The sequence below is a fragment of the Streptomyces sp. NPDC002276 genome, assembly GCF_053891435.1.
The window spans coordinates 1-13,809 of sequence record NZ_JBSFCQ010000003.1 but is presented as its reverse complement, the minus strand read 5'-3'; the positions used below and the strand labels follow the sequence as shown (position 1 = coordinate 13,809).

8 protein-coding genes are annotated in these 13,809 nt (G+C 67.8%); 4 read left to right on the top strand and 4 right to left on the bottom strand.

Features of this window, described 5'->3' with window-relative positions; all coding sequences use genetic code 11:
• Positions 1 to 61: 61 nt before the first annotated feature.
• Both ACWIHT_RS09255 and fxsT read left to right on the top strand, forming a co-directional pair.
• Positions 62 to 706 (top strand): LysE family translocator, encoded by a 645-nt coding sequence (locus ACWIHT_RS09255; protein ID WP_456166070.1) that lies wholly within the window; start codon positions 62 to 64, stop codon positions 704 to 706.
• 76 nt (positions 707 to 782) lie between these two features.
• Entirely contained in the window at positions 783 to 3,602 is a 2,820-nt protein-coding gene (fxsT, locus tag ACWIHT_RS09250; RefSeq protein ID WP_456166068.1) for an FxSxx-COOH system tetratricopeptide repeat protein, read from the top strand.
• 252 nt (positions 3,603 to 3,854) lie between these two features.
• On the opposite strand, the gene ACWIHT_RS09245 is transcribed toward fxsT, so the two are convergent.
• Together ACWIHT_RS09245 and ACWIHT_RS09240 are read right to left on the bottom strand one after the other, a co-directional pair.
• Positions 3,855 to 4,097 (bottom strand): hypothetical protein, encoded by a 243-nt coding sequence (locus ACWIHT_RS09245; RefSeq protein WP_456166066.1) that lies wholly within the window; start codon positions 4,095 to 4,097, stop codon positions 3,855 to 3,857.
• 105 nt (positions 4,098 to 4,202) lie between these two features.
• Positions 4,203 to 4,394, bottom strand: coding sequence for a hypothetical protein (locus tag ACWIHT_RS09240; protein ID WP_456166064.1), 192 nt, complete (start codon positions 4,392 to 4,394; stop codon positions 4,203 to 4,205).
• A gap of 937 nt (positions 4,395 to 5,331) precedes the next feature.
• On the opposite strand from ACWIHT_RS09240, the gene ACWIHT_RS09235 reads away from it, so the two are divergent.
• A complete protein-coding gene (locus tag ACWIHT_RS09235; protein WP_456166062.1) occupies positions 5,332 to 5,907 on the top strand; it encodes an LmbU family transcriptional regulator in 576 nt (191 codons plus the stop codon).
• Positions 5,908 to 5,966: 59 nt separating this feature from the next.
• Here the strand turns inward: ACWIHT_RS09235 and ACWIHT_RS09230 are convergent, their stop codons facing one another.
• Together ACWIHT_RS09230 and ACWIHT_RS09225 are read right to left on the bottom strand one after the other, a co-directional pair.
• Positions 5,967 to 7,550 (bottom strand): MBL fold metallo-hydrolase, encoded by a 1,584-nt coding sequence (locus ACWIHT_RS09230; protein WP_456166060.1) that lies wholly within the window; start codon positions 7,548 to 7,550, stop codon positions 5,967 to 5,969.
• Positions 7,543 to 8,265 carry a class I SAM-dependent methyltransferase gene (locus ACWIHT_RS09225; protein WP_456166058.1) on the bottom strand — a complete coding sequence of 241 codons (723 nt, stop codon included), beginning with the start codon at positions 8,263 to 8,265 and terminating at the stop codon, positions 7,543 to 7,545. Before ACWIHT_RS09225 ends, ACWIHT_RS09230 begins: the two co-directional genes overlap by 8 nt.
• A 322-nt stretch (positions 8,266 to 8,587) precedes the next feature.
• Here ACWIHT_RS09225 and ACWIHT_RS09220 point away from each other — a divergent pair.
• Positions 8,588 to 13,809 (top strand): amino acid adenylation domain-containing protein (locus ACWIHT_RS09220; protein ID WP_456166056.1); only part of this gene is annotated, 5,222 nt, incomplete at its 3' end.

Sequence of the window (13,809 nt, the reverse complement as noted above, 5' to 3'; positions counted from 1 at the left end):
CTGCCCGATTCCGGGCAGAAAAGTGGAGGTCGCGTGATGTGCGGGCCTATGGTCGTCGTTCGTGATCGACATAACCGCCTTGTGGACCTTCTCCCTGATGGTGGGACTGCTCACCGTCACTCCCGGACTGGACACCGCGCTCATCCTGCGTACCGCCGGACTCGGCCACCGCCGTCGGGCCTGGGGCGTGGTCCTCGGCATCCAGTGCGGCACGCTGATCTGGGGCGTGCTCGCCTCGCTGGGTGTGACCGCGCTCCTGACCGCCTCTCACCTCGCCTACGAGGTGCTCCGCTGGGCCGGGGCCGCGTACCTCATGTGGATGGGAGGCAGGATGTTGTGGACCTCCTGGCGCCGCCCGGCGGGAGAGCACGCGGAGGAGGACGGCAGCGGGGTGCGCGCCGACGGCGACACGCTGCTCGGCGGCTGGCGGCAGGGGATCACCACCAACCTCCTCAACCCGAAGATGGGCGCCTTCTACGTCGCGGTCCTCCCGCAGTTCATCCCCGCCGGCGCCTCCCACCTCGCAGCGGGCGTACTCCTCACCGGTGTCCACATCCTGCTGGCCGTCCTCTGGTCCTGCGCCCTGATCGCCTTCGCGCGCGCACTCCGTGGCCGCCTGCAACGGCCTTCCGTACGCCGCTGCCTCGACCGTGCAACGGGCGCGGCCATCGCCGTCTTCGGCCTCCGCCTCGCGCTCGGGGACTGAAGCCCGGCATGAACACGGGCCGGATCTCGTAGTGTTGGCCGCGACAGGCCCGGATGGAACGGCACGCGGGGGTGTGGTGGCCGAAGACGAAACTCCGCGTCGGTTCTTTGTCAGTCACGCGGGAGCCGACCAGGCGTGGGCGGCGTGGGTGGCCTGGGAGTTGGAGGCCGCCGGCCACACCGTGGAGCTTGATTTCTGGGACTGGGGTGCGGGGGACAACTTCATCCTGAAGATGAACACCGCCCTGGCGGAAGGGCAGTTGCTCGCTCTGTTCTCCACCGCCTATTTCGATCCACGCCGTTTTACGACCGAGGAGTGGTCGGCCGTCCTGGCGGCGAGGGAGAGGCTGATTCCGCTACGGCTCGACCGCGCCGAGGCTCCGCCGATGCTGCGTGCCTTGCTGGCTCCGTCCCTGGCCGGTCTGGACGAGGAAGAGGCACGGCGGGTGCTGCTCGACGCGGTCGCCGGACCACGGCGTCCTGACGGCAAACCGGCCTTTCCGGGCCCCGACGACACGGTCCGGACGTCGGCCACGACCGGCACCGCCCCAGGGTTTCCCGGACTCCTGCCCCAGGTGTGGAACCTGCCCGCCCGCAACGCCGGATTCACCGGGCGGGAAGAGCTGTTGGCGCGGCTACGCCAAGAGCTCGCCGCCGGATCACCCGTGGCGATGCGCGCTCTGCGCGGACGCGGGGGCGTGGGCAAGACCCAGTTGGCGATCGAGTACGCCCACCGTTTCGCCTCCGACTACGAGTTGGGCTGGTGGATCTCCGCCGAGGAAACCGCCCTCGTTCCCGACCAGTTGGCCGCACTCGCGGTGCGGACAGGTGTGGCCGATCCGGACACGCCGGCGGGTGAGGCGTGCGAGGCGCTGGTGGCGGAGCTGCGCACCCGGGGGCACTGGCTGTTGGTCTTCGACAACGCCGAGGACCCCACCGCACTCACCCCGCATCTGCCGGGCGGTGCCGGCCATGTGCTGATCACCTCCCGCAACCCGAACTGGCACGAGCGGGCGGTCCCGGTCGACGTGGATGGGTTCACCCGTACCGAATCGATCGGCCTGCTGCGCGGCCGGGTTCCACACCTGTCCGAAGCCGACGCCGACGATCTGGCGGAGGCGCTGGAAGACCTGCCGCTGGCCCTGGCACAGGCCGCCGCGCTGCTGGCCGACGGTCTCACCGTGAACCAGTACGAACAACTGCTCAAGGAGCGGATCAGCGAGGTCCTCGACGAAGGGTGTCCCGACGGATATCCCGTCTCACTGGCCGCGCAGATCAGCCTCAGCGCGGAGCGCCTGGGCCGGACGGAGCCGGTTGCCCTGAGCCTCCTCCACGCCTGTTCCCTCCTGGCGCCGGAACCGTTCCCCCTGCACGTCTGTCGTGACGTGCCTCTCGGCCAGGCCTCGGCAGTGGCGGAGCTGCTGAGCGATCCGCTCCTCGCCCGCAGGGCGCTGGGGGCCCTCGCGCGACAGGCGCTCGCCCACGTGCGGAACGGTACGGTTCAGCCGCACCGCCTCACCCAGAGAGTGATCCGCGACCGGCTCACGGTGTCCGAGCGTGCCGAGGCCGCCCGGGCCGCGGAAGCCCTGCTGATCGCGGCCCACCCGGGCAGCCCGACCGAACCCGCGACCTGGTCCCGCTGGCCCGACCTCGTTCCGCACCTCCTTGCCTTCGACCCGGCCGAACTGACCACCCCGGAGGGACGGTCGGCAGCCTGCGACGCCTGCTGGTATCTGCTGGACCACGGACAGACCCGGGCCGCCCTGTCTCGCCTGGAGGTCCTCCACCAGACCTGGACCCGGCAACTCGGCCCCGATCATCTGGATACTCTGTGGGCGGTCCAGTGCCTCGCCCGCGCCCACGCCGATATTCAGGAGCACGCTCGGGCCCGGGAGTTGAACGAGGACGCTTTGCAGCGCATGCGGAGAGTGCTCGGCGACGACCATCCGGACACTCTCGCCGGTGCGTCTCACCTGGCCAGTCGGCTGGCGGCGCTGGGGGAGATCAAGGCGGCCCGTGATCTGGACGAGGACACGCTGGCCCGCGCGCGGAGAGTGCTGGGCGAGGACCATCGTCACACCTTGGGCGTCTCCGGCAACCTGGCCAACCGTCTCGCGGCGCTGGGGGAGACCACGGAAGCCCGCGCCCTGTACGAGGACGTCCTGGTCCGCAAGCGGAGGGTGCTGGGCTGGGACGACCCCGACACCTTGGTCACCGCCCACGGTCTGGCCCGGGTGCTGGCGGACCTCTCGGAAGTGGAGGCGGCCCTGGTTCTGGACAAGGACACCCTCGCGCGGCGCTTGCGAGTGCTCGGTGAAGACCATCCCGACACTCTTGCCAGCGCGTCCAATGTGGCCCACGGGCTGGGCAGACTCGGAGACCTGGAGTCGGCCCGAGTACTGGCCGAGGAGACACTGGACCGGCAGCGTCAGGTGGTGGGCCGGGACGACCCCAACACCTTGGTGACGGCTTTCGTCCTGGCCACGGTGCAGGGTCTGTCCGGCCAGCCGGAAGCGGCCCGTGACCTGGGCAGGGACACCCTGGACCGGCAGCGCCGGGTATTGGGCTGGGACGACCCCGACACCCTGTTCACCGCCAGCAACCTGGCGGTTGACCTGTCGGCCCTGGGTGACTTCAGGGCGGCACGAGAGCTGGACGAGGACACCCTTTCCCGTTGTAGGCGGGTGTTGGGGGAGGACGATCCCGCCACCCTGGGCAGCGCGGCGAACCTGGCTCCCCGGTTGGCCCTGCTCGGGGAGATCGAGGCAGCCAGGACCCTGGCCGAGGAGAGTCTGCCCCGGATGCGGAAGACTCTGGGGCCGGAACATCCCGACACCCTGCGAACCGCCAGTCTGCTCAAGGACTTGAGCGGAGGTGGCAGCGGTGACACGGATTGAACCTTGTTCGTCCTGGTCCTGCGTCGAGGAACCCGGTTGTCCGGCGAGGCCACGACAGCTTCTTCGCGCTCGTCGTCGTAGGTGAGGACCGAGAGGGCCGAGAGGACCGGCTCGACGAAGTGCACGGTGGTGTAGGGGAGTTCGGTGAGTTGGTCGTCGGCGCCGCCTTCAAGTAGCTCGTTCCGGAGGGGTGTCGGCCTTCGGCTGCGTATCCGGGTTTTCGCCGATCGGGCCGGGGCCGCGCGCTCCGTGTCAGGCGGCGCGAGGCTCCCCCGCGCTGCTCGTCCGTGGTGAGGAATAGAGGAACTCGCCCTTGCCCAGGGGTTGTTCCTCGACATTGCCGAACCACAGGAGTACGCCGTGACGGCGCTCCCAGAAGAACACGTACACGCCTTTGACGATCCGCTCCGGTACGAGGAGGACCGCCCAGGCGACGGCCCAGGGATTCCAGAGCAGGCCGTAGGCCATGGCTACCAGCGCGATGAAGACGGCCAAGGGTGCGTTGAAGCTGCGGCGCAGGGATTCGCGTGGGGAGGGGAGTGTCGCCTCGGGGTCGGCCAGCGGAACCGCGCCCTCGAAATCGTGCTTCTCACCGCCCAGCTAGGTCAACGGGGTCAGAACCGCCAGCAGGCCGAAGAACGCGCTGAGCCCCGAGAGGACCAGTAGGACAGCCACACCTTCCCCGCTGACCCGCGGCAGTTCGCGCACGGCGAAGACGACAGACGCGGAGACGGCCATGGCGACCGCCGCCTCGGCGATGGTGATCAGTTGATGGTGGACGTAGCGCACCACGGCACTCCCCCTTCGCACACGCCCCCCCGGGGACGGACGTGTACTCACTATGTACTGCGTGCGCGCCTCGGTAAACCGCCAGCCCCGGGGCCGAGTTCGTCGGCTGCATGGCTTTGGCGGGGGCACTCGGTTCTGTCTCGCTCGGTCGGCACGAATCCGGCCGACGAGACCATTCGGGCTCTTCGGGCCGCCGTCCGGCGGGCGTCGCGATGGGTCCGGGCCGCGGCCGGGGGCCGGGCCACCCCGTCCATGGCGGTCCATGATCCGCCAGGCCTCCAGACGTGTGACGCCGTGCTCGACCGGCGTTCGTGCCACGGACACGGGTGAGATCCACGGCCGCTGACCGACCACAAGGATCGGTCCACAGCCGCACGTTCACGCCACGTCGACGGAAATGCCGAAGCCGACGGGGAGTTGGGCGATGAGCGTCGTGACCCGACGGACCTGACCTGTTCCGCAAGGCAGCCCGGGTCCTGTGCCGCCGCCGGTCGGCATGCCTTCAGGCCCGACAAGGCATCCCCAGGGAGGCATTGTGCACCCTTTATCACCCTCAGCATCAGGCATCTGCACATGCTGAGGGTTCCTGCACGCGCGCATGTCGCGCATGGTTGATCAAGCGACAACAAACGGAGGTCTCATGAACTGCTACCCCTGGTTGACCACATCCGTCCGACGCCCGCCCAACGGCGAACTCTAGGTGACCCAGTGCGCCGTCCACCGCGCACTGTCCGGGCCCCTGGCACTGACCATGCCGGGTTACGCCCGATTGAACTCCTGGCGGATCTTCTGACGGGCCCAGTGCGGACCGAATCGAATGACGTAAACCGTTGCCGCTGCCCTCACCGGTGCGGCAACGCTGAAAGAGATCAGTGCATAGCTCAACGGAAAAAACGGGGGAACATCTGTGCAATCAATTCCAAGTCGAAGCGCCACTTCGATGATGCATGTCGAGCGGATGGCTGGGAATCCCCTACTGGATTCCAAGGTGCTTGTGGGACAGGCCTGCCTCCGTCTCCCCGAGGGCCTCCCGATCGAATCCTGGCGCCAGCTGGGCGAGCGGATTCAGGGTGTCGCGGATCTGTCTGCATGGTGGATCGGTGACTGGCTCGTATACGGGCAGAAACATTACGTAGGGCGATACCGACGAGCAATGGAGGGAACGTCGCTCCACTATCAGACCTTGCGGAACTACGCATGGGTGGCCCGTAAGTTCGATCCGGACCGCCGCCGGAAGGATTTGACCTTCCAGCACCACATGGAAGTCGCGGCACTCACCAGAGAGGAACAGGACCATTGGCTTGATTTCGCTGCTCGCCTGAATTGGACCCGGGACGAGTTGCGACGACAGATCCGGGCCAGCATTTCACCTGCACGGGATCAGCCCGAAATCCTTCCGGTTCAACTGAACCTGGAGTTGGATGAGATCAGACTGGAGCGATGGCGAGAAGCGGCAAAGAAGAGCAACCAGGATCTGAAGGACTGGATAACGTCCATCGTTGACAGATCCATTTAATTCTCGGCTTCCTGCGTGAGGGGTGCTCTCTGTCCCTTCGGTGGACTGAGAGCACCCCTCTACCAGCGCCATTCCCGCTGGCCGAAGAGATGACTACCCTTGATGCCGTGATCGGCGCACCACATCATGAACTCTTCGATTTGCTTGATCTGATAGGTGTCTTCGTTGTAGGTCGTAGCCATGACGTGCCCCAGCCACTCCTCTTCACCCATGGCATAGATGTGCACCTCACGGGCGCCCAGCTCGGTCGTGATCGCCGCGGCCTGCTCCGCGTTCGACCCCGAGAGCTTGCGAGAGTTGCTCATCGCCTTGGTCACCGGTGTGGTCAACAACGCCTGGTAGAGCCAGGTGAGCGGGGCGCCGTCACACTCCATGCCCAGGAACGCGATGTCAGCCGTTCCCAAGTGCTCCCGCACGTAGCGGTAGAGCGTCGGCTCGATGCCCGACGAGTCGGCCCCGATGAACACCTTCCTGCCCGCCAGCTCGACCCAGTACGTCGACTTGCTTCTGATGTCCAGGTCGCAGTGCTCGCCCAGGAAGGGCGTCGCCACGACCTTGCCGCCGGGAAACGGCACCTCGTCGAAGTCGTCCACCTCCAGCACCGTGAAGCCGAGGTGCTTGAGCGCCAGCGCGATCGACGGATCCGAGAGGTTGCCGCGCGAGGAGCGGGGCGCCACGATCGCGCCGACGCGGCCACGCAGCTGCAACAGCGTCTCCAGCACGATGTGGTCCTGGTGGCCGTGTGTGATCAGGACCAGATCGATGAAGTCCGGAAGGTCGTCGAGGGTGTACCGGCCGGCCATGGAACTGTCCGCGCTGATGAACGGGTCGGTCACGACGGAGCCCTGAGGCGTCTGTAGCACCAGGCAGGCGTGCCCGAAGTACCGGATGCGCCCGCCGCCCTCGATGTGCCGGTCCTCGGCCAGGCTCGGCCGGTCGCTGAGGAGCCCGGACAGCTGCGCCGCCTGCGCGTCGTCCAGCTCCAGCGCCTCGCGCAACCGGGCGGGCGTCGTGGGACTCACTCGCGACCTGAACAGCTCCTCAAGGCCGCCGTGGCGGAACGGAATCGGCAGTTCCAGCACATCCGGAGAAGGCAGACGGGGCGTGCTCAGGATGAAGGGCCGCTCCGTGCCCGGCTCCAGCGACAGCTGTACCGACTGCCGGTCCTCCGCGTACACCGCGCTCTTGTACAGGAGCGGCTCCAGGAAACGCATCGCTGCCTGGTTCCCGGTGTCGTAGACGAGTTCCACGAGTCCACCCAGTTCGGGCGGCAGCTTCGGATAGAGCGGAGTGAGGTCGAATCCGGTCGCGGCTTCCCGCAGCAGCTCGTGCCCTTGAGTGATCGCGGAGGCGAAGCGCAGCATGTCCGCCCGGTCGCGCGTGATGGAGTCGAGCAGGTCCTGGACCTCGTCGCGCCGATTCTTGTGGATGTTCACGAAGAAGCCGCCACGCAGCGTGGGATTCGCGCTGGCCGCCATGTGTACCTGCGGCGACTGTAGATACGACTGGAGCATCGGGATCTGACGGTTCGCCAGGTTCAGTGCCGCCTGCGCCGGCGCGAGGGTGTGCAGCCAGGCGTAGAACCGGTCGACCAACGGCTCGACTATTGCCTTGGACTTGAGAAAAACCTGCTCGTCAGCCATTCACGCTTCTTTCCAAAAGGGTCTGGTTCACGGTGAAGAGCCGGGCGTCGAAGTAGGGGTCGTCCGGTGACACCAACGTCTCGCCGATCTGCTGCCAAGCGGTCCTGTCGACCGCTGCCGGCAACAGCCGCTCGCCGACCAGACAGACGATCACCGGTCGGGGGTGGTCGCGCAGCGACTCCTCTATATTGCCGAATACTTGACCGGCGATGTCCTCCGTGAATGGCTCGTACAGATAGAAGAAGGCCGCATCGGCCGGGATCGCGAAATCTCTCGCGTCCGTGCAGCGGACCTCGATGTCGTGACACCGCTGGCTACTCGCCCGGTACTTCTCGATGTTCGCCCTTGCCACGCCGCACAGGTATTCCGAGAACTCGACACCGATGACCCTCTTGAAGGGCAGGTCGGCGGCGGCGAGCAGAACTCGACCCTTGCCGGAGCCGAAGTCCACGAAGGTGACGTCCTGGTGCTCGACGGGTGCCGCCCCAATGACATGGAGAATCGTACGGATCGGCGTGGGCGAGTACCGGGAATGGGAGCTCAGCGTCTCCTCGTCGGCCTCCGGAATCTCCCACGGCTCAAGGGGGCGACTCGTCTCGACCCCATGGGTTGTGTCGAATCCGGCCAGCGCGTCGATCTCCGCCAGCTTCGAGTCGAACCGTTCTTTGAAGTCAAGGGATTGGAGGCCGCGACGGCGGCTGTCTTCTTCTGCCATGAGGCCCCTCCCGGGGAATGAAACGCTGCGGAATCGCACAGGGGCAACCGATGGGTCCGGCGGGCGCACCGCGACCTTAGCCCAACCGCAGGAGCAGTCGGACGTGTCGGCGAAGAAGGCGAAATCTGTCTCGCCCGCGAGACAGCAGCATCGACTACGTTGCTCTTCCGTACGGGCAGGCTCGTCGAAGCTTCGATTGCATCTCGTCGAATTCGGAAACGGCAGCAGCCCTCCTTGGTCATACGGTGGGATACATCCGGTCCTGGCCTGCCGATCAGCGGCTCAGCCCGTTGTGCGCGAGGCACGAAGAAGGAATGATTTCATGATCCCCTTGTCTTTCGCGCAACGTCGGCTATGGTTTCTGCGCAAGCTCGAAGGCGCATCGGCCACTTACAACATGCCCTTGGCTCTGCGGCTTTCGGGGAAAGTCGATACGGAAGCACTGTGTTCGGCCCTGTACGACGTGATCGGTCGGCATGAGTCGCTGCGGACGGTGTTTCCCGAAGTCGGCGGCGAGCCGCACCAGTTGGTCCTGGACCCGGCGGAGGTCGATGTCCGGTGGGAGCACCGGCACACCTCGCGCGAGGAACTCCCCCTCGCTCTCGAAGAAGTTGCTCGCCATGCATTCGACCTCTCCTCCGAAGTGCCCGTCCGCGCTTGGCTGTTCGAGCAGAGCGAGGACGAGCACACGCTGCTCCTGCTGATCCATCACATCGCCGGCGACGGATGGTCCATGGGTCCGCTCGCGCGGGACCTGGTCGTCGCCTATTCCGCGCGTGCCGCGGGTACGGCGCCGCAGTGGCCCGAACTTCCGGTGCAGTACGTGGACTACACGCTGTGGCAGCGTGAACTGCTCGGCGACGAGTCCGATCCGAACTCCCTCCTCTCCCGGCAGGTCGCGTACTGGAAGCGGCAACTGGCGGGCACGCCCGAAGTGGTGTCGTTCCCCACGGACCGGCCGCGTCCCGCGGTCGCGTCGTACGGCGGCAGCCGACTGACCTTCCAGTTGGACGCGGAGCTGCACCGGCGGCTGGTGGCCCTCGCGTCGGACAGCGACAGCACGGTGTTCATGGTGTTGCAGACCGTCATGGCCGCCCTGCTGACGAGGCTGGGCTCGGGGGAGGACATCGCTCTCGGCAGCGGTGTGGCGGGCCGTACGGATGCGGCACTCGACGATCTCGTCGGATTCTTCGTCAACACCTTCGTGCTGCGTACGGATACCTCGGGTGACCCCACCGTCCGCGAACTCCTGGAGCGCGTACGCCGGGCGTGCCTGGACGCCTACGAGCACCAGGACGTGCCGTTCGAGTATCTGGTGGAGCGCCTCAACCCGAAGCGAACGGTGGCGCATCACCCGCTGTTCCAGGTCGCCATGGTCCTCCAGAACGCCCCGAAAGGACGATTCGAACTCCCCGGTGTACAGGTGGACGCGGACGTGGTGAGCGCCGGCACCTCCCGCTTTGACATGTTGCTGTCACTCGTCGAGTCCCATGACCCGGAAGCGGGCCCGGCCGGGATCGAGGTGGTCGTCGAGTACGCCACGGACCTGTTCGACCGTTCCTCGGTCGAGGGCTTCATGCGCCGCTGGACCCGGCTGCTGGAGCAGGCGACGGCTGACCCCGCGGTGCGCGTGGGGGAGTTGGCACTGCTCGACGACGCCGAGCGCGACCGACTGACGATGGAGTGGAACCGTACGGCCGTCGATGTCCCGCAGGCGGACCTGGCCGAACTGTTCGAGGAGCGCGCGCGTTCGGCGCCCGACGCGCCGGCGGTCGCCGTCGTGGGCGGCGACCGTCTCTCGTACGCGGAGCTGAACACCCGGGCGAACCGGCTGGCGCATTGGCTGATCGCGCGGGGAGTGGGCCCCGAGAGCCGGGTGGCGGTGGTGCTGCCGCGGTCGTTGGAGATGGTGGTGGCCACGCTCGCCGTTCACAAGGCCGGTGCCGCCCATGTGCCGGTGGACCCGGACTATCCGGCTCAACGACGCTCGTTCATCCTTTCCGACGCGGCTCCCCGTGTCGTCCTGGACGAGGACGCCATGGCTCGCGACATGTCCGGCTTTCCCGGTACGGATCCCCGGATCGACGCCTCGCCGGACCGCCTGGCGTATGTGATCTACACGTCCGGCTCGACCGGCACGCCCAAGGGTGTTCTGGTGTCCCATCGCGGCATCGCGAGCCTGGCCCACGAGCAGGCCCGGCGGCTTGGAGTGACTGCGACCAGCCGCGTGCTGCAGTTCGCGTCGCCGAGTTTCGACGCGTCGGTGTGGGAGCTGGTGATGGCCTTCTCCTCCGGCGCCCTGCTCGTGGTGCCGGGTGCGGGGCGCCTGGCGGGTGACGCGCTGGCCGCGGTGCTGGCCGACGAAGCCGTCACTCATGTGCTGCTCCCCGCGTCGGTGCTGGGCGGGATCGCGCGCGGCCACGAGTCGGGCCTGCCCGCGCTGGAGTGCCTTGTCCTGGGGGGCGAGGCCGTGCCGTTCGAGTTGGTCGCACGGTGGTCGGCGCCGGGACGGCGTGTCGTGAACGCCTACGGGCCGACGGAGTCGACCGTCTGGGTTTCGTTGGGAGAGGGCACCTCGCAGGGCGTTGTCCCGATCGGGCGTCCGGTGGCGAACACCAAGTTGTTCGTTCTCGACCCGGCGCTGGAGCCGGTCCCCGTGGGTGTGGTGGGTGAGCTGTATGCGGCGGGAGCCGGTCTGGCACGCGGCTACGCGGACCGTGCGGGGCTGACCGCCGAGCGGTTTGTCGCCTGCCCCTTCGCGGCGGGTGAGCGTATGTACCGCACCGGCGACCTGGTGCGGTGGCTCGGGGACGGCCAGTTGGAGTTCGTGGGCCGAGCGGACGAGCAGGTGAAACTGCGCGGCTTCCGGGTCGAGCCCGGCGAGGTGGAAGCCCTCCTGGCAGAGGATCCGGCAGTCCGGCAGGCAGCTGTGGTGCTGCGCGAGGACACGCCGGGCGACCAGCGTCTGGTCGCCTACCTGGTACCCGACCTGGAGGCCGTCGCCGAGGACGAGCCGTCGGCCGACGGGGGAACCCAGGTGGCCGAGTGGCAGGAGATCTACGACTCCCTCTACGCGGCGCCGAAGCCGGCGTCGACGCCCGGCGCCTCCGGGTTCGCGTTCGGCGAGGACTTCTCCGGTTGGGAAAGCTCCTACTCCGGTGATCCGATCGCCCTGAGCGAGATGCGGGCCTGGCGCGACAGGGCGGTCCAGCAGGTCCAGGACCTGGGCGCGGAGCGCGTGTTGGAGATCGGACTGGGTTCGGGCCTGCTCATGGCTCACCTCGCCCCGCAGATGACGGAGTACTGGGGCACCGACCTGTCCGCCGCCGCCGTCGACCGGCTCCGCGACGAAGTGGAACGGGCCGGCCTGTCGGAGCGGGTCCAACTGCGCTGTCAGGCGGCCGACTCCTTCCAGGGACTGCCGACCGGGCACTTCGACACGGTGCTGATCAATTCAGTCATCCAGTACTTCCCGGACGGCGACTATCTCTCCCGCGTGATCGACCAAGCCCTGGGCGCCCTCGCGCCCGGCGGCCGCGTCGTGATCGGCGACGTACGCCACGCCGGAACACTGCGCGCCCTGCACACCGCGATCCACCAGGGGCAGGGTGCGGCGGCCCGCGCGGTGGTGGACCGCGCGGTCCTGCTGGAGAAGGAACTGGTCGTCGCCCCGGAGTTCTTCGACCACGTAGCGCGGCACGACGAACGCGTCACGGCCGTCGACATCCAACTCAAACGAGGCGCCTACCACAACGAACTCACCCGCCACCGCTACGAGGTCGTCCTGCACACGGCGCCCACCGTGGCCGTGGACGTGGCGAGAGCTCCCGAGATCGCCTGGACCCCGTCCACCGAACTGGCGGACCTCTTCGGCACCACGCGACTCCCCCTGCGGGTAAGGGGAATCCCGAACGCGCGCCTGGTGGCCGAGGTCGCCCTGGAGCGGCGGCTCGACGGACTCGACGCCCAGGCGCCGGAGACCGGCGTGGACCCCGAGGACCTGATCGCCCTGGGAGCCGAGCACGGCCTGAGGGTGGTGACCACCTGGTCGTCCCGCTCCTCCGACCTCTTCGACGCCGTGCTCCTCCCGTCGGACCGCGGCCACGCCCCGCTCACGGGCGTCTACACGCCGAGCACCACACGTGCTCCTTGGACGAACAGCCCGGGTCTCGCGCGTGGCATCGGCACGCTCGTGGCGTCGGTGCGTCGACGCCTGGCCGAACGCCTCCCCGAGTACATGGTGCCGTCCGTGGTGACGGTGCTCGACCGGCTGCCCCTGACACCGAACGGGAAGCTGGACCGTGCCGCGCTGCCGGTACCGGAGTACGCGGCGGCCGTGGACGGCCGTGCCCCGCGAACCCCGCAGGAAGAGGCTCTGTGCGGCATCTTCGCCGAGGTGCTGGGGGTGGAGAAGGTCGGTGTCGACGACAGCTTCTTCGACCTCGGAGGCCACTCCCTCCTCGCCACCCGGCTCGTCAGCCGTATCCGTACGGTGCTCGGCACGGAGCTCTCGATCCGTGACGTCTTCGACCACCCCACTGTCGCGCGCTTGACGGAGCGGCTGGGGTTCGGCGCGGACGGGCGCGCCCCGCTGACTCCCGCGGTGCGCCCGGACCTGGTTCCGTTGTCGTTCGCGCAGCGTCGTCTGTGGTTCCTACAGCGGTTGGAGGGTGGTTCGGCGTACAACGTGCCGATGGCGCTCCGGCTCAGGGGTGAGCTGGATGAGGAGGCGCTGCGTGTCGCGCTCGGCGATGTGATGGCCCGGCACGAGTCGCTGCGCACGCTCTTCCTGGAGACCGACGGTGAGCCGTTCCAGCTCGTCTTGAACGCGGAGGACGCGGAACTCCCGTGGGAACGGCGCTCGTTGACGGAGGCCGAATTGCCGGCGGCTTTGGAGGAGGCCGCCGGGTACGGATTCGAGCTGGCCGCCGAAGTCCCCGTACGCGCCTGCTACTTCGACGTCGGCCCCGACGACGGCGTCCTGCTGTTGCTGCTGCATCACATCGCGGCTGATGGCTGGTCCATGGGTCCGTTGGTGCGTGACATCGTGACGGCGTATACGGCTCGTGCGCGGGGTGTGGTGCCGCAGTGGTCTGCGTTGCCTGTTCAGTACGCCGATTTCGCTTTGTGGCAGCGCGGGATTCTGGGTGATCATGCCGATGCGGACGGTCTGTACGGGCGTCAGGTGGATTACTGGCGTGAGGCGTTGAGTGGTCTGCCGGAGCTGATCTCCCTGCCCGCCGATCGTGTCCGTCCCGCGGTCGCTTCCCATGCGGGGGGCACGGTGTATGTGGAGTGGGATGCCGGACTGCATGAGGGTCTGGTGGAGTTGGCGCGCCGGACGGGCACGACGCTGTTCATGGTGTTGCAGGCGGGTCTTGCGGCACTGCTGTCGCGGCTGGGTGCCGGTAGTGATATTCCGGTGGGTTCGCCGGTGGCGGGACGGACGGATGACGCGCTCGATGATCTGGTCGGGTTCTTCGTCAACACGCTTGTCCTGCGCACCGATACCTCGGGTGATCCCAGCTTCGTGGAGTTGCTGGG